Annotated in this window: 21 protein-coding genes; 10 read left to right on the plus strand and 11 right to left on the minus strand. The window is 74.5% G+C overall.

The annotated features are described in order from the left end of the window. A complete protein-coding gene (locus ACR807_RS37025) occupies positions 1-684 on the minus strand; it encodes a hypothetical protein (RefSeq protein ID WP_438926173.1) in 684 nt (227 codons plus the stop codon). A 5-nt stretch (positions 685-689) separates the two neighbouring features. Further along, positions 690-2,459, minus strand: coding sequence for a hypothetical protein (locus ACR807_RS37030; RefSeq protein ID WP_438926174.1), 1,770 nt, complete (start codon positions 2,457-2,459; stop codon positions 690-692). A gap of 276 nt (positions 2,460-2,735) precedes the next feature. Here ACR807_RS37030 and ACR807_RS37035 point away from each other — a divergent pair, with 276 nt between their 5' ends. The 4 genes from ACR807_RS37035 (at position 2,736) to ACR807_RS37050 (ending at position 7,825) form a co-directional block, all read left to right on the plus strand. Further along, complete coding sequence (locus tag ACR807_RS37035) at positions 2,736-5,483, plus strand: PKD domain-containing protein (RefSeq protein ID WP_438926175.1); 2,748 nt, start codon at positions 2,736-2,738, stop codon at positions 5,481-5,483. Positions 5,484-5,609: 126 nt separating this feature from the next. After that, positions 5,610-5,741, plus strand: coding sequence for a hypothetical protein (locus ACR807_RS37040; protein WP_438926176.1), 132 nt, complete (start codon positions 5,610-5,612; stop codon positions 5,739-5,741). Positions 5,742-5,764: 23 nt separating this feature from the next. Beyond that, positions 5,765-6,247: an RICIN domain-containing protein gene (locus tag ACR807_RS37045; protein WP_438926177.1), complete on the plus strand. Its 483-nt coding sequence runs from the start codon at positions 5,765-5,767 to the stop codon at positions 6,245-6,247. A gap of 69 nt (positions 6,248-6,316) precedes the next feature. Next, positions 6,317-7,825, plus strand: coding sequence for an amidohydrolase family protein (locus ACR807_RS37050; RefSeq protein WP_438926178.1), 1,509 nt, complete (start codon positions 6,317-6,319; stop codon positions 7,823-7,825). A 71-nt stretch (positions 7,826-7,896) separates the two neighbouring features. Here the strand turns inward: ACR807_RS37050 and ACR807_RS37055 are convergent, their stop codons facing one another. From ACR807_RS37055 to ACR807_RS37075, 5 genes are all read right to left on the minus strand, one after another. After that, positions 7,897-8,124, minus strand: a complete 228-nt coding sequence (locus ACR807_RS37055; RefSeq protein ID WP_438926179.1) for a hypothetical protein — start codon at positions 8,122-8,124, stop codon at positions 7,897-7,899. Positions 8,125-8,314: 190 nt separating this feature from the next. Next, positions 8,315-8,815, minus strand: a complete 501-nt coding sequence (locus ACR807_RS37060; RefSeq protein WP_438926180.1) for a hypothetical protein — start codon at positions 8,813-8,815, stop codon at positions 8,315-8,317. Positions 8,816-8,862: 47 nt separating this feature from the next. After that, on the minus strand, positions 8,863-9,012 hold the full coding sequence (locus ACR807_RS37065) for a hypothetical protein (protein ID WP_438926181.1): 150 nt from the start codon (positions 9,010-9,012) through the stop codon (positions 8,863-8,865). Positions 9,013-9,347: 335 nt separating this feature from the next. Then, complete coding sequence (locus ACR807_RS37070) at positions 9,348-9,656, minus strand: DUF3140 domain-containing protein (RefSeq protein WP_438926182.1); 309 nt, start codon at positions 9,654-9,656, stop codon at positions 9,348-9,350. Continuing rightward, the gene (locus tag ACR807_RS37075) at positions 9,653-9,868 is read right to left on the minus strand and encodes a hypervirulence associated TUDOR domain-containing protein (RefSeq protein ID WP_438926183.1); all 216 of its coding nucleotides are present in this window, start codon (positions 9,866-9,868) and stop codon (positions 9,653-9,655) included. Before ACR807_RS37075 ends, ACR807_RS37070 begins: the two co-directional genes overlap by 4 nt. A 204-nt stretch (positions 9,869-10,072) precedes the next feature. Here ACR807_RS37075 and ACR807_RS37080 point away from each other — a divergent pair, with 204 nt between their 5' ends. Further along, positions 10,073-10,441 (plus strand): STAS domain-containing protein, encoded by a 369-nt coding sequence (locus ACR807_RS37080; protein ID WP_438926192.1) that lies wholly within the window; start codon positions 10,073-10,075, stop codon positions 10,439-10,441. 58 nt (positions 10,442-10,499) lie between these two features. Here ACR807_RS37080 and ACR807_RS37085 read toward each other — a convergent pair whose 3' ends face one another. The 3 genes from ACR807_RS37085 to ACR807_RS37095 form a co-directional block, all read right to left on the minus strand. Continuing rightward, the gene (locus ACR807_RS37085) at positions 10,500-10,754 is read right to left on the minus strand and encodes a hypothetical protein (RefSeq protein WP_438926184.1); all 255 of its coding nucleotides are present in this window, start codon (positions 10,752-10,754) and stop codon (positions 10,500-10,502) included. Continuing rightward, positions 10,751-11,392 (minus strand): TNT domain-containing protein, encoded by a 642-nt coding sequence (locus tag ACR807_RS37090; protein ID WP_438926185.1) that lies wholly within the window; start codon positions 11,390-11,392, stop codon positions 10,751-10,753. The genes ACR807_RS37085 and ACR807_RS37090 overlap by 4 nt, the downstream gene beginning before the upstream one ends. Positions 11,393-11,593: 201 nt before the next feature. Beyond that, complete coding sequence (locus tag ACR807_RS37095; protein ID WP_438926186.1) at positions 11,594-11,968, minus strand: helix-turn-helix transcriptional regulator; 375 nt, start codon at positions 11,966-11,968, stop codon at positions 11,594-11,596. On the opposite strand from ACR807_RS37095, the gene ACR807_RS37100 reads away from it, so the two are divergent. After that, positions 11,933-12,385, plus strand: coding sequence for an MFS transporter (locus tag ACR807_RS37100; protein ID WP_438926187.1), 453 nt, complete (start codon positions 11,933-11,935; stop codon positions 12,383-12,385). The genes ACR807_RS37095 and ACR807_RS37100 overlap by 36 nt on opposite strands. Before the next feature lie 36 nt (positions 12,386-12,421). On the opposite strand, the gene mrf is transcribed toward ACR807_RS37100, so the two are convergent. Beyond that, positions 12,422-13,516, minus strand: coding sequence for a ribosome hibernation factor-recruiting GTPase MRF (mrf, locus tag ACR807_RS37105; RefSeq protein WP_438926188.1), 1,095 nt, complete (start codon positions 13,514-13,516; stop codon positions 12,422-12,424). Between the two features lie 47 nt (positions 13,517-13,563). Here mrf and rpmB point away from each other — a divergent pair, with 47 nt between their 5' ends. From rpmB to rpsR, 4 genes are all read left to right on the plus strand, one after another. After that, positions 13,564-13,803: a 50S ribosomal protein L28 gene (gene rpmB, locus ACR807_RS37110; protein ID WP_438926189.1), complete on the plus strand. Its 240-nt coding sequence runs from the start codon at positions 13,564-13,566 to the stop codon at positions 13,801-13,803. Next, the gene (rpmG, locus tag ACR807_RS37115; RefSeq protein WP_033439124.1) at positions 13,803-13,970 is read left to right on the plus strand and encodes a 50S ribosomal protein L33; all 168 of its coding nucleotides are present in this window, start codon (positions 13,803-13,805) and stop codon (positions 13,968-13,970) included. The genes rpmB and rpmG overlap by 1 nt, the downstream gene beginning before the upstream one ends. Continuing rightward, complete coding sequence (gene rpsN, locus ACR807_RS37120) at positions 13,970-14,266, plus strand: 30S ribosomal protein S14 (protein WP_438926190.1); 297 nt, start codon at positions 13,970-13,972, stop codon at positions 14,264-14,266. The genes rpmG and rpsN overlap by 1 nt, the downstream gene beginning before the upstream one ends. 5 nt (positions 14,267-14,271) lie before the next feature. Further along, a partial coding sequence (gene rpsR / locus ACR807_RS37125) for a 30S ribosomal protein S18 (protein WP_438926191.1) occupies positions 14,272-14,476 on the plus strand: 205 nt, incomplete at its 3' end.

Genomic DNA, 14,476 nt, shown 5'->3' on the forward strand with positions numbered 1-14,476 from the left:
TCAGCGGGCGGCGGCGCGGTCCGCCTCCTGGCGCACGAGCGGGTTGGGGTGGTCGGTGAGCCCGGCGAGCGCGGTGCGCGATTCGGGCAGCCGGAGCGCGACCAGGGTGTCCAGGGCCGTCTCCAGCTCGTTCGACGTGGCCTCCCGCCACCGGCCGCGCAGCACCTCCACGAGGGCGGCGATCTCGGCTTCGAGGGCCTCCTCGTCGTGGTGGACGGTCACCCGCAGCTCGGCGGTGACCTCGGGCGCCCCGCTCAGCGCGAACGCCTCCCCGGGGCGCGCGGCGAGCGGCAGGGCCCGGCGGCAGCTCAGCACGAGCGTCCCGCTCGCGCCCGGCTCGACCAGCTCGCGGGCCCGTTCCAGCCGCGCGAACCGGTTGACCAGGAGGCGCAGCTCGTACGGCTCGCCCGGTCGGACGACGACCACGCCGGACGGGCCGCCCAGGGCCGGCGCCGTCGCCGGGTCGGGCAGCTCCACCCCGTCGAGGACGGCGCGCAGCCCCACGTGCGCCGGTCGGCCGCCGCCGCGGTCCGTCCCGGTCAGCAGGTGCAGGTCCGAGGTCAGGGCCTCGACCGACCAGACGACGACGCACGCCCCGCCGGCGGGCGGGTCGGGGGTGGCGACCCGGAACCCGGACCGGACCCGGGGGCCGTCCGGGGGCCGCTGCGCGCCGTGCTCCGGCATCCCCGTCACCGGAACCTGATGCGCCTGGTCGCGGTCCGCGCCGGCAGCACGTGGTCGTTGGCGGTCACGGTCACCACGCCGGTGAAGCCGACCGGCGGGGTGACCGTCGCGGTGTGGACGTTGCCCGCGACCGCGGGCGGGCCGACCACGGCCCCGTTGTCGGCGACGAAGTCGACCACGCGGCCCGCCGGGCTCGCGGTCACCGACACGGTGGCGACGCCGACGCCCGCCGCGACGGACCTCGGGGCCGTCATGCCGCGCAGCGCCACGGGCAGGACGCGCACGACGCCGTCCGCCCTGCGGTGGGGGAAGGCGGTGTCGGCGACGCGCAGCCGCACCCGGCCGGCGGTGGTGGTCGCGGTGAGCACGGCGGGTGAGCCGACCGGGTTGGCCGCGGCGCCGGCGGTGATCGCCGCGCTGCCGCCCCCGGACAGCACCGACCAGTCCACCTGACGGCCCGGGACGGTGGTGGCGACGGTGGCGTTGGTGGTCGAGACGCCGTCGGCGGCGACGGGCGCGGCGGTGACCCCGGACAGGACGACGAGCGGCGGTCCCGCGTACGGGTCGTTCATCGGCGGGGCCGCCGCGCCGGGGAAGAACTGCTCGGTGCGGAACACGTGACCGCCGCCGGACCTGAGCAGCGTGCGCCGGTGGGTGCCGGTGGCCGACGCGGTGGTGGCGAACGTGCCCGTCCACGACATCCAGAAGAACTGCTGGCGGTACAGGATCAGCCGGGGCGGGTGCGGCACGCCGGGGCCCTCGAACGCGTTGACGTCGATCGTGGTGGGCGTGGTGTTCTGATCGGTCCAGTTGTCGGCCGGCGCGGAGAACGCGAGCGACGGCGCGCCCGCGCCCGCCATCGGCGCGCCGAAGGCGAAGTCGTCCCGGACCTGGGTGATGATCTCGGCGATCGGCCGGCTGCCGGCCCCGGAGGGGTCGCTCGCGCCGAACAGCACGGTGTTCCAGCCGCCGTACTGCCCCGGCATCGCGGTGGTCTGCGCCCCGAACCCGCTGACCCTGGTGGGCACGCTGTTGATCGTCAGCGGCGCTTCGGTGAAGGTCCGGGTGGCGGTGTCGGTGACGCGGACGCGCTGGGTGCCCGTGCCGGCGCGGGGGTGGACGACCGTGCCGGCCACCGCGGCGCCCGGTCTGCCGGGCGTCGTCAACGCCACGGCGCGCCCGGCGGGCGCGGTCGTGACCGCCGCGGTGGCGGTGTTGCCGGTGACGCCGTCGCGGTTGGGGTCGGCCGTGGCGGCCGGCGGCACGGCGTTGCCGATGGCCGTGGCGAAGGAGGCGCCGAAGGCCGGCGCCGGGGTGAACGCGACGCCGGTGACCTCGACCAGCAGCACCGGCGTGGACACGACGGGCGCGGCCCCGCCGACCGAGCAGGTGACGGTGAAGTTCGCGCCGCCGATCGCCGCGCCCGCCACGGGCGCCGGTGTCCGCACCTGTGCCCGCTTGCCCGAGGGGTGGATCGTCACGCCGGGGGGCGCGCCCGCCAGCGCCCAGGTCAGCGGTGCCGACGAACCGGTCACGGTGGCCCGCACGCCCAGGTCGCGGCCCACGCCCACCTCGGCCGCCGCCGGGGTCACCGCGGTGACCGTCGGCGGGCCGACCCGCTGGAGGCCGACCCGCTGGAGGACCGCCCGCGCGACCGCCGCGTTCCCGGCGGCGCGTTGCAGGGCGAGCAGCGGCGGCAGGACGCGGTGGCGCGCCCCGCCGGTGCCGCGCTCGTCCCGGAGGCGGTTCTCGCGTTCCACCCGGTGTGGTGCCACCGGCACTCCCTCCGCAGCGCGCACCCGTCCACGACCGTGCCCGCCCGTCGTGGAGGCCGCAAGCCCATCATCGCCCCGCGCCCGCGGTCCGGACACGGCCGCCGGGGCGGGATGCGCCGCCCGTTCGGGCAGGCCCGCGGCCCGGACCCCCGGCACGGCGCCCGACCCCACCGACCGGAGCAGCAGGGTGAGCCGGATGAGGAAACCCGGTCACAGCCGGCGACGATTCGCGGTAGGAATACCGAGCCGTCCGCCGTGCGCCCCCGAGGAGACACCGTGCGCTTGTCGACCACCGCCGCGGCCGCGGCACTCGCGGTCCTCGCCGGGGTGGTGCCGGTGCCGGTGGCGCACGCCGCGGCCACCACGCTGCACGTGCGCGACACCGCGACGTGCACCGACGACGGCGACGGCAGCGCGACCACGCCGTTCTGCACGGTGCAGGCGGCGGCCGACGTGGTCGGCCCCGGCCAGGTCGTCGACATCACCGGCACGCACGACGAGAGCGTGACCATCACCCGGTCCGGGACCGCCGACGCGCCGATCGTGTTCACCGGCGGAACCGTGCGGCGCCCGGCGGGCGGCACCGCGCCGACGATCACCGTGCGCGGGGCGCACGACGTGGCGCTGCGCGGCACGACCGTCCAGGGCGCCACCGCCACCCACGCCGTCGTGGTCGACGACGCCGACCGGGTGACGCTCGACCGCGCCTCGCTGCGCCCGGACGCGGACCCCTACGGCGGCGCCGACTCGGTGCGCATCACCGGCGGGTCCACGGAGGTCACGGTCAGCCGCACGGACTTCGGCACGCGCGGGCGGGCCGTGCACGCCGCCGGCGGCTCCGGCGTCACGGTCACCGGGAACAGGATCACCTCGCTGGGCAACCACGGCGTGGTCGCCGAGGGCGTCGACGCCCTCGCCGTCACCAACAACGACTTCGACGAGTCGTGCCACCGCGCGGTCGTGGTCACCGGCGCGACCACCGGCTCCTCGATCCAGAACAACGTCGTCTCGGACGTGCTGTCCGCCTCGGTCAGCAGCTACTGCCCGCGAGGACCGGTGCACGCGATCGAGGTCGACGGCGCGGCGGCCCCCGGGGTCACGCTCGACTACAACACCGTGTTGCCGCACCTCAACGCGTACCGCTGGGCGGGGACCGCCCACCAGACCCCCACCGCCCTGCACGCCGCCACCGGGCAGGGCGCCCACGACCTGCAGGCGCGCACCGACGACAGCACCGCGGCCGTCGACTCCGGCAACGCCGCCGCGCCGGGCGTGCTCGACCAGGCCGTCAACGGCCCCCGGGTGGACAACCCGCAGGTGCCCGACACCGGGACGGGCCCCGTCCCCTACCTCGACCGCGGCGCGCGGGAGCAGCAGGACCAGATCGTCAGCGAGTCCCTCGCGACGTCCGCGTCGCAGGCGCCGGTCGGCGGCGTGGTCACCGTCGGCGGCACCCTCCGCTCCCTGTGGGGGGCGCCCTTCACCTGCGCGATCGACTTCGGGGACGGCACGACGACGACGGTGTCGCCGTGCTCGGCGACCCACGCCTACCGCGCGACCGGCACCTACACCGTCAAGGTGACCGCGACCAGCGAGTCCCTGCTGACCACCGACAGGTCCTGGCCGGTCAAGGTCGTGCCCGCGGGCGGGACGCTGAACCCCACCCTGGCCGCGACCACGCACGGTGGCATGACGGCCAGGTTCGCGGTGGACCCCGGCGGTGACCCGTGGAACATCACCCGCACCACGTTCGACTTCGGCGACGGCGACACCGCGGCCGTCCCCCACGGCGTGGCCCAGCACCGGTACGACAGCCCCGGCACCTACCGGGTCCGGGCCACCACCACCGACGCCGGCGGCGCCACCGCGACGACGACGACCAGCTTCACCACGCTCGGCTCGGGGTACGTCGAGCACGGACCGACCCGGTTCCTGGACACCAGGAGCGGGATCGGCGCCCCGGCCCGGAAGGTCGCGCCGTACAGCACCCTGCGGCTCGCGATCGGCGGCCGCCACGGGGTTCCGGCGGACGTGACGGCGGTGTCCGTGAACCTCACCGTCACCAACGCGACGGCCGACGGGCACCTCACCGCCCACCCCGCCGGGCAGGCCAGGCCCACCGCGTCCGCGGTGGACTTCCGGGCCGGCGGGACCGTGCCCGGCCTGGCGACCGTCGCCGTCGGCGGCGGCCACCTCGACCTGCACAACGCCAGTCCGGGCACCGTCGACCTGATCGCCGACGTCTCCGGCTACTTCACCAGGACCGCGGAGACCGACGGCTTCACCCCGGTCCACCCGAACCGGCTGCTCGACACGCGCACCGGTCACGGGATGCCGTTCCCCCGGTCCATCGCCGCCGGCGAGGCGTTCACCCAGCGGGTCGCCGGCCACTACACCGGCGGTGTCCCCCGCTACGCGGGCGCGGCACTGCTCAACATCACGGTGGTCAACCCGAGCGCACCGGGCCACCTGACGGCCTTCCCCAGCGGCACGGGCGCCCCGCAGACCTCCAACCTCAACTACGCGGCGGGCCAGGTCGTCACGAACGCGGCGATCGTGCCCATCAGCGCCGACGGGCACATCACCTTCTCCGCGAACGCGGCCGTGGACCTCGTCGTCGACGTGGTCGGCTACTTCGCCCCGGGCGGCGACAGCTTCCTCCTGCCCGTGTCACCGCTCCGCGCGGTCGACACCCGCACCGCCGTCGGCGGTCCCGCCGGCGCGCTGCCGGGCAGGTCGACCACCGAGTACACCCTCGGTCTCGGCGCCCCGCCGCTCGACTTCGGCCCCACCGCGGTGATGTTCAACGCGAAGGTCGTCAACCCCCGGCGCGAAGGCCACCTCACCGCCTACCACCCGCACCCGTTCGAGCTCCGGCCGAACGCCTCCACGCTGAACTTCGCCGCCGGTGCCGTGACCAACAACCTCGCCGTCACCGAGGACGTGACGGCGGCGTTCCACAACGGGAGCGACGGCGACCTCGACCTCGTGGTCGACGTGACCGGCTACTTCTACGAGAACTGACGGGAGCGGCGGCCGGCTCACGTTCGGCCGGGTGGCGGCGCGAACGGAGTGGAATTCCTCGGCGACCGCCGGAAAACAACGCGGGGCGCACAACTCCACGGTGCGTGGATACCCGCGGTAATCGGCATGGACGCCGCCTGCGTGGGCGATCCGTCGATGCCGGTCGTCGGGAACCGCGCGGAAACACTCTTCTGCCGATTGACGCGCACCACCGCCGAACAGGATGCTGAACGGGAATTCACCGGGAAATCATTATGAGATCACGAGGAATGGAGGCGGTCGTGACCGGGCGATTATCGCGATTGTTGTCGGTGGTCCTGCTCATCGGTTCCGGGCTCGTGGGCGGCGCCGGGATCGGGGGCGCGGAGGCCGTCCCGGTCCCCGTGGTGTTCGAGAACGCCGGGTCGGACGAGCGCTGCCTCGACGTCACCTCCTACGCCGGCGGCACCCCCGCGACGCTGTACGGCTGCTACGGCGGTGTCAGCCAGACCTGGGTGCGGGAGGACAACGGCACCATCAGCAACCTCGGGTCGGGGCGCGCCATGTGCCTGGACGTGAGCTCCTACGCCGACAACTCCCCCGTGCACCTGTACCCGTGCTACAACGCGGCCAGCCAGCAGTGGACCGTGACCGCGAGCAACAAGGTCCGCAACGTCGGCGGCGGTGGCGGCATCTGCCTGGACGTCCAGTCCTACGCCGACTACTCTCCCGCCCTGATCTTCCCGTGCCAGGTCACGCAGAGCCAGGTGTGGTCCCCGTGGTGACCCTTGAAGGGTGAACCCGCGGTACCGGTCGAGCACCCGGTGAGGTGACGCGAGGTGGTCGTACGGGGTGTGGCGACTCGCCGCGAGTTCCTCGCCTGGTTGGCCGGCGGCACGTTCGGCGCGGTCGGCGCGGTCGCGGGGGCCGTGCCCGCCGCCGCGGGCACCGGGATCACGGTGCTCACCGGCGCGACGCTGATCGACGGGACCGGCTCGCCGCCGGCACCGGACACCGTGCTGGTCCTGGCCGGCGAGGAGGTCATCGCCGTCGGCCGGCACCCCGCGCGGCCCCGGGGCGTGCGGGTGGTCGACCTCGGCGGCCGGTTCGTGATCCCGGGCTTGTGGGACGTGCACACGCACGGGGCGTGGCTGGTGGACACGTTCCTGCCGCTGCACGTCGCGAACGGGGTCACCGGCATCCGCGACATGGGTGGTCCCGGTGCGCGGTTCGCGATCCGGGACGCGGTGGACCGGGGTGAGCTGCTCGGCCCGCGGATGGTGCTGGCGAGCCACCTGGTCGACGGCCCCCTGTCCCCGTGGGCCGGTCTCGGCGACGGGGTGGTCGAGGTGCGCACCGAGGCGGAGGCCCGCGCGGCGGTGGTCGGGGCCGTGCGGCAGCGCGCCGACTTCGTCAAGGTCTACTCGCACCTGTTCCCCGGCCCGTACGCCGCCGCGGCGGCCGAGGCGGCGCGGCTCGGCATCGCCTTCGCCGGGCACGTGCCGATGCAGGTGTCGGCCCAGGACGCGGTCAGGCGCGGTCAGCACACCGTGGAGCACCTGTACACCATGGCGCTGTCCACGTCGTCGCGCAGGCACGAGCTGCTCGACCGGATGCGGACCGCGTTCGCCGGCGCCGAGGACGCCGGGTTGTGGGCCCGGACGTCGGCGGAGCTGGAGCACGAAGCGCTGGCCACGCACGACCCGGCGGTCGCCGCTTCGCTGTACCGGTCGATGCGGCGGGCGGGGACGTGGCAGTGCCCGACGCTGGGCGTGGAGCGGACGTTCCTCGAAGCGGCGGAGACCCTGGCCGACCCGAGGCTGCGGGACCTGCTGGAGCGCTACGTCCACCCGAGCACGCGGGCTCAGTGGTCGGCGCAGGTGACGGCCGTGCGCGACCGGCCGCCGGCCGAGACCGCCAGGGCACGCGCGGTGTTCGGGGCGAAGGTCCGGATGGTCGGCGAACTCGACCGGGCCGGTGTGGGCGTCGTGGCCGGCACGGACAGCTGGATACCGTTCAGGTTCCCGGGTTTCTCGCTGCACGACGAGCTGGCGCAGCTCGTCGCCGCGGGCTTGTCACCGATGCGCGCGCTCCAGTCGGCGACGCGGGACGCGGCGCGGTGCCTCGGCCGGCAGGACCGGTCGGGCACGGTCGCCCCGGGCAAGCCGGCCGACCTGGTGGTCCTGGACGCCGACCCGCTCGCCGACATCGGCAACGTGCGCCGGGTCCACTCCGTGGTGCACCGCGGCCGGTACATCACCCCGGCCGAACGGACCCGCCTGCTCGCCGACGCGGAAGCGGCCGCGCAGCACGACCCGCCGGAGCGGTCGGCCGTCCCGGCGACACCGCGGTGCTGCTCCTGAGCCCGGTCGGGGCGTTCCCGCACCCCGCCTCACCACCGGACGGGCTCACGCGGTGGGGTGCCCCGCCGCGATCACCGGCTCGTGGCGTCCGCCAGCACCAGCAGCAGCGACAGCCCCAGCTGGGCCGCGCCGATCGGCGCCCCGGCCAGGGCCGTCCAGTCCAGGCGGTACTCGCGGTCCCTGGCCACGGACAGCACCCCGCAGGTCACCGCCGCCGCGGCGACCACCGCGCCGCCCACCGGGAACAACCAGCTCAGCAGCGCCAGGCCCAGTGAGACCGGCCCCCACCAGGCAGCCATCCCCGGCCGATCGCCCGCAGGCAGGTAACGCACCCTGGCCCTCCCCCTCGCCGCCGCACCCGGTCCACGACCGATTGTGGCGCAGAAGCGGCCCCCACCGCGTGCCGGTCCGCTCCTCCGCGTCCCTCGGCGTCCCTCGGCGTCGCGACCGCCCGGCGGAGAACCCCTCGGGCCATCGCGCGGGCGGGTGTCACTTCTCGGCGTCGCGCAGCGCCGTGTCGACCGTTCCCGGCGAGCCCGCGACCACCGCGGCCAACTCGGCGCACCGCGCCTGGTCGCCCTTGCCCTCGCTGCACGGCATGAACTCGGTGAACGCGTCCATCGCCCGGTCCAGCTCGACCTCGACCGGCCGGTACCGGACCTGGTCGAGCTGTGCGGCCAGGACCACGTTCAGCTCGGCCCACGCGTTGAACACGCGGCTCAGGTAGAGGGCACACGATATGTCCCGGGACGCCGGCCCGGCGCAGTCCGCCGGGCCGGTCGACAGGTCGTGGATGCGCGGACCCCACTCGCCGACCAGACCCGCGGGCGCCTGCACCGTGACCGTCGCCGGGGCGGGCGACGCGGAGGTCGTGCTCGTGGTCGGCGTCGTGGTCGACGTCGTGGAGGAGGGGAAAGCGGGGGTGAAAGTCACGCTGCACCCGGTGAGCGGCAGCAGCAGAGCGGCGAGAACACGAACCGGAGTCCTCATGTGGGAGTCTCGTCGCCCGGACACCCGCCGTTACCGCGCCGCCGGGCTCAACCGGACGGCGTGACCCGCGACCACGCGCCGAACCACTGCTCCGCGCCGTACGCCTCGAACCGCTCCACCTCGGTGAACCCCGGCTTCGCCGCGAGGCGCACCGCGCGCTCGTTCGCGACCTGGGTGCAGACCACCCACCTGCTCACCGGGAAGCGCGTCGGCGAACCAGCCCAGCGCCGCCGAGCACGCCTCGACGGCGTACCCACGTCCCCAAGCCCGCGGCAGGAACAGGTAGCCGAGCCATGCCTCCCCCGCGTCCGGGGCGAGCGGGCCCGGGACGGCGCGGGTCGCGCCGGTCGAACGTGACCATGCCGATCATCGCCCCGTCGAGGTCGACGACGAAGAAACCGGGCGGGCGGCCAGGCGACGGGTCCCAGCTCGATCACGCCGGGCAACCTGTCGCACCCCCACCACCCCACCCGACCCCACCACCGCCGGCGGCCGACCGCCGGGAAGGGCCCACGAGGCGGACTCGGCGGCGTCAGTCCTTCAGGGGGTCGTGTCCCCAGTTCATCAGGGAGTAGCGCCACTTCGTGTGCTCGACGTCCCCGTTCGGGCGCTGCGCTAGGTGGCGGTGGACGTAGCCGACGACCTTGCGCATGTGCGCCTGGTCGTCGTCGGTCAGCTCGCCCTTCTTCTTCCGCAGCAGCTCGACGATGCGCCTGCCGGACTCGTGCCCGACCGACTCGCCGCCGTCGGACTGGCCGACCGACTTCGACTCGTCGGTGTCCAGCCACCGCTCCAGCTGGGTCGCCGTCATGTTCACGGCCTCGTCGAACTCGCCGCTCACGAGTCCTCCTCCAGCGCGCCCGGCTTGTGCACCGCGTCCTTGCCGCTCTTGTCGCTGCGCACGCGGTACTGCGGGTCGTCCTCCGACGCGCGGACCTTCCGGCCCGCTGCCTCGGTGTCCTCGGTGATCTTCTCGACCACCTCGCCGTGCACGGTCTGCCCGTGGCTGGACCAGGTGACCTCGTCACCCTTCTTGAAGTTCTCCTCGGCCATGACCGAAGTCTGTGCCGTCGCACCGCGCCGCGCACGACGGCCGCGCGCCGAACGCGCGCTCACCACGCCAGGTTCACCCGGCGGAGTGGTCGACGATCACCGCGGGTGGTCCGGCCGGCGACGTGTAAGCGGCACCGGAACGGGTAAGACCTCCCCCGACATCACCGGTGCGGTGAGGACGGAGGCGGTTCGTCAGTGGTGGCGGTGGAGTCGGTCGCGGTGGGTGACGTCCAGGTGGTCCGGGTCACCGGTGAGATCGACCTGGGTTCGAGGGACCTGGTGTGGTCGGAACTCCTGCTCTGGCTCGACAGCGCGGAATCCGGCCTCGTGGCGGACCTGACCGGCGTGACCTTCATGGCCGCGGCGGGCGTGCACCTGCTGGCGGAGGTGGCCGGGCACGCCGAGCGCCGCGGCGTCGGGTTCGCCCTGGTGGCCGAGCACAGCACCGTGCTGTCCCCGCTCCGCCTCACCAAGGTGGACTCCACGATCGCCATCCACCCCGACGTCGACCGCGCGGTCGCGGCGCTGCGGCACACCGTGACGTGGCAGGAGGCGGGTCGGCGGAACGGTTGACGGCGCGGGGCCCGGCGGGGCAGCGCCGGGCCCCGCGCTCGTCGTGGCCGCGTCGGGGCTACGCCTCGGTCAGCCGCCGGTGGAAGGCGGCGGTCGCCTCACCCTCGGTGTCGTACTCCTCGAACGGGTCGTACTCGCCTCGCTCGTACACACCGACCTGCCAGCGGTCACCGCGCTCGCGCAGGAAGTAGAAGTCCGTGGGCGGCACGGCGCCGAACTCGCGCACCCCCTCGACCTCGTACATCGCACGGGGGACGCCCGCGCGGTCCAGCGCCTCGACCAGCGCGACCCGGTCCACGACGGTCCCGGTCACCCGACGACGCCGAGGTAGCCGTTCGCGACCAGCCACGCGACGTTGCGGCGCTGCGGCGGGTCGACCGGTGACACGACCTTGTACTGCGTCCCGCCCCCCGGCTGCCCGAACCACTTCGCCGCGGTCCCGCTGAGCACCGGGAACTCCTTCAGGATCTTGTACCGGTAGTAGCCGTACGGCATCCAGGTGCCCTTCTCGTACTCGCAGGTGTTGAGGCTCTGCGGCGGCAGCGAGCGCTGCGCGAACGGCGTGCCCGTCGGGCTCAGGAACCTGCCGGACTGCCCGCCGAAGCGGTCCAGGAACTGGCCCGGCTGGAGCACCACGGTCGTCGGCGTGCCGGCGAAACCGTCGTTCGCCGGGTACTTCCAGCCCTTGTCGCCCCAGTACGTGTTGAGGAACGTCACCGGGTTCTGCGCGTCGCCGAACCGCTCGTACCCGTTCAGCAGCTTACCCACCACGTGGGACGGCGGGGGCAGGTCCTTCGGTCCGAACCGTTCATCGTTGAGGTAGAACGGCTCCTTGCACACCACCGGCGCGGCCGGTGCCGGCGGGGCGGCGTGCGCGGCCGGCGCGGCCACCAGGCCGAGGGCCGTGGAGAGCAGGACGAGGAACGAGATCAAGCGCTTTCCCGGGGTCATGACATTCCCTTCGCGGGTGGCCGTCACGGCAACGCGTCGCGTCGCCCGGTTCGTGCCTACCACAGGACGGACGCGCGGGAGATTCCGTTGGGAACAAAGCACTCGACAGTGGCACCCGTGCTCCACGGTGGTGCAAGTGGACGGCTGCGCTCCGGTCGACGTGCGGTGTCACCACGGCGCTGTACGGCCGCTGCGGCGGGATCAGCCGCAGCGGCGGAAGGCGCCCGGGGTGTGGCCGAACGAGCGGCGGAAGGCGTCGATGAAGGCGCTGGCCGACGACCAGCCGCAGCGGTGCGCCACCGCGGTCACGGGCACGTCGTCGGCCGGCATGCGCAGGGCGTGGTAGAGGCGCAACTGGGTTCGCCACTGCGGGAAGGTCATGCCGAGGTCGGCCGGGTCTGCGTGCAGCGCGGAGCGGAGCGCGCGGGGGTCGCGGGGTGTCGGGAGCTGGACGGCCCGGCGCGGCGAGGCGCGCAGCTGGTCGAGGAGCACGGCGCGCAGCCGGCGCCGTTCCGGGCCGTCCTCGGCCGGGTCGCGGGCGTGGGCGACGATCAGCTTTCGCAGCAGCGGGTTCACCGCGAGCACCGTCGGCTCGCGCAGCCCCAGCGGGTCGGTCCGCGCGGGCAGGCCGACGAGGCGCAGGTCGACCCGACCGCGCCGGCCGTCGCCGGGGTCGTGCTCGTCCCCGGACCGGCGCTCCTGCTGTTCACGGCCGCCTGCGCGATCGGCCTGTCCGTGCCGTTCTCGCCGCACATCACCCTCGGGCAGGACTACCTGCCCCGTCACCCCGGCACGGCGGGCGGGGTGACGCTCGGGCTCGCGGTGAGCGTCGGCGGCGTCGCCGGGCCGTTGATCGGCGGCCTGGCCGACGCGACCTCCCCCCAGGGCGCCCTGGCCCCGCTGGTCGCGCTGCCCGGTCCGGGGTGGTTCGCCGTCCGCCCGCTGCGCGAACCCGTCCGGCTGGAGCACGACGCCGGGGCGGGGCCGGCCTGACGCCGCACGGGGTCCCGGGCGGTCACCGGGGCCGCTTCACAGCTCCTCCATCTCGTCGTGCCACTCGGCGAACGGGTCGACGAACTCCAGCTCGTCGGCGAGTTCCAGCTCCTCGTCGGTCACCAGCGCCTCGTGCAGCGCCGCCGTGATCGCCTCCGGCGACGCGGAGGCCGTGATGACCACCAGCTCCTGCGACCGGTCGCCGAAGCGGGGGTCCCACACCGCCGAGGCGACCGCCCGGCGTTCGGCGGGCACGTCGGACCAGTCGTCGACGGCCGCGAGCCACGGGCCGAGGTTGCCGACGTTCAGGCCACCGCCGGCGGACTCCAGCCACAGCGCGACCTCGGGCTGGCTGGCGACCCAGACCCGGCCGCGGGTGCGCACGACGCCGTCGAGCAGGACGTCGATGGCCTGGTGCAGCCGCACGGGGTGGAACGGGCGGCGTTCGGTGAAGTGCACGACGGCCGCGCCGTGGGCCGGTTCCAGCGGCGGCTGCCCGTGCAGCAGCACGCCGAAGCCGTCGTCGAACCCGCCCCGGCGCGCGTCGGCCGGGATCGAGGCCAGCAGTCCGGCCACGTCGAGCACGCGCCGGTCGCGGCGCGGCGCGCGCGGGTTGAGCCGGTCCAGCACGGCGTCCAGCACCGGGTCGGCCCCGACGCCGGTCACCACCAGGGCGTCGGCGAACTCGGCCTGCCCCACGACGACCTGCGCCACGGTCCGCTCGTCACCCGCCGCGGCGGCCAGGCCGCGATCGGCCAGCGCGTCCTCACCCGTGGCGTCGGCCAGCCAGGTGGCCCGGTCCACCACGGTGAGCACCGCCTCCACGCGCACGTCCACCTCACGCAGGGCGAAGCACACGGCCTCCGGCTCCAGCGCCGGGTCCAGGTGGACCACGACCCGGCCGCCCAGCCGCTCCAGCAGCGGCAGCAGGTCCAGGCGCAGGGTGCAGGAGACGCAGCCGTGCGCGAGTTCCAGCACGGTCAGCTCACCGTCCACCCAGCGGCGCACCACGCCCTCGGCGAGGCCGCGCAGGTCGTGGCGCACCAGCACCGATCCCGGCAGGGCGCGCCACACCTCCTCGGCGACGTCGTGCTGCGCGAGTCCGGCCACCAGTACGACCTCTGTTCCCATGTGGGTTAGCCTAACGGAAACGATTGTCGTTTCAAGTTGGAGGTAGCGTGTCCTCACGGCACTGCCAGGTGACCGGGCGCAGGCCCGGTTTCGGCAAGCAGGTCTCGCACAGCAACCGGCGCACGTCCCGGCGCTGGCTGCCCAACACCCAGCGCCGCCGCTTCTGGCTGCCCTCGGAGAACCGGTACGTGGTGCTCACCCTGTCGACCAAGGGCATCAAGACCGTCGACCGGCGCGGCATCGAGTCCGTGGTCGCCGAGCTGCGCCGCCAGGGGGTGAAGGTCTGATGGCCAAGTCCACCGACGTCCGGCCGATCATCAAGCTGAGGTCCACCGCGGGCACCGGCTACACCTACGTCACCCGCAAGAACCGCCGCAACGACCCCGACCGGCTCGTGCTGCGCAAGTTCGACCCCGTCGTGCGCAGGCACGTCGACTTCAAGGAGGAGCGCTGATGGCCAAGAAGTCCAAGATCGCCAAGGACCGGCGGCGACGCGAGGTCGTCGCCCGCCACGCCGAGCGGCGCGCGGAGCTGAAGGAGGTCATCCGGCTCGACCCGGAGCGCCGCGACGAGGCGCAGCGGGCGTTGCGGAAGCTGCCGCGCGACGCCAGCCCCACGAGGCTGCGCAACCGCGACGCGGTGGACGGCCGCCCCCGCGCCTTCCACCGCGCGTTCGGCCTGTCCCGCATCCGGCTCCGCGAGATGGCGCACCGGGGCGAGCTGCCCGGCGTGACCAAGTCGAGCTGGTGAGCCGCGTGCCCAGGGTCGAACGCACCCCGAAGCGCCGGGTGAACCTGCTGCACAAGGAGGGCATCGCCGAGGTCGACTGGAAGGACGTGACGCTGCTCCGCAAGTTCGTCTCCGACCGCGGCAAGATCCGCTCCCGCCGCGTCACCGGCCTGACGCCGCAGCAACAGCGCCAGGTCGCCACCGCCATCAAGAACGCCCGTGAGATGGCCC

The sequence above is a fragment of the Saccharothrix sabaoui genome (assembly GCF_051756985.1).
Classification (GTDB): domain Bacteria; phylum Actinomycetota; class Actinomycetes; order Mycobacteriales; family Pseudonocardiaceae; genus Actinosynnema.

Bases quoted from the DNA above. Each gene is read 5' to 3' on its own strand.
- ACR807_RS37060 (WP_438926180.1), bottom strand. From the start codon at position 8,815: ATGAGGACTCCGGTTCGTGTTCTCGCCGCTCTGCTGCTGCCGCTCACC.
- ACR807_RS37055 (WP_438926179.1), bottom strand. From the start codon at position 8,124: ATGGCTGCCTGGTGGGGGCCGGTCTCACTGGGCCTGGCGCTGCTGAGC.
- ACR807_RS37075 (WP_438926183.1), bottom strand. From the start codon at position 9,868: ATGGCCGAGGAGAACTTCAAGAAGGGTGACGAGGTCACCTGGTCCAGC.
- rpmG (WP_033439124.1), top strand. From the start codon at position 13,803: ATGGCCAAGTCCACCGACGTCCGGCCGATCATCAAGCTGAGGTCCACC.
- mrf (WP_438926188.1), bottom strand. From the start codon at position 13,516: ATGGGAACAGAGGTCGTACTGGTGGCCGGACTCGCGCAGCACGACGTC.
- ACR807_RS37090 (WP_438926185.1), bottom strand. From the start codon at position 11,392: ATGACCCCGGGAAAGCGCTTGATCTCGTTCCTCGTCCTGCTCTCCACG.
- ACR807_RS37025 (WP_438926173.1), bottom strand. From the start codon at position 684: ATGCCGGAGCACGGCGCGCAGCGGCCCCCGGACGGCCCCCGGGTCCGG.
- rpsN (WP_438926190.1), top strand. From the start codon at position 13,970: ATGGCCAAGAAGTCCAAGATCGCCAAGGACCGGCGGCGACGCGAGGTC.
- ACR807_RS37040 (WP_438926176.1), top strand. From the start codon at position 5,610: ATGGACGCCGCCTGCGTGGGCGATCCGTCGATGCCGGTCGTCGGGAAC.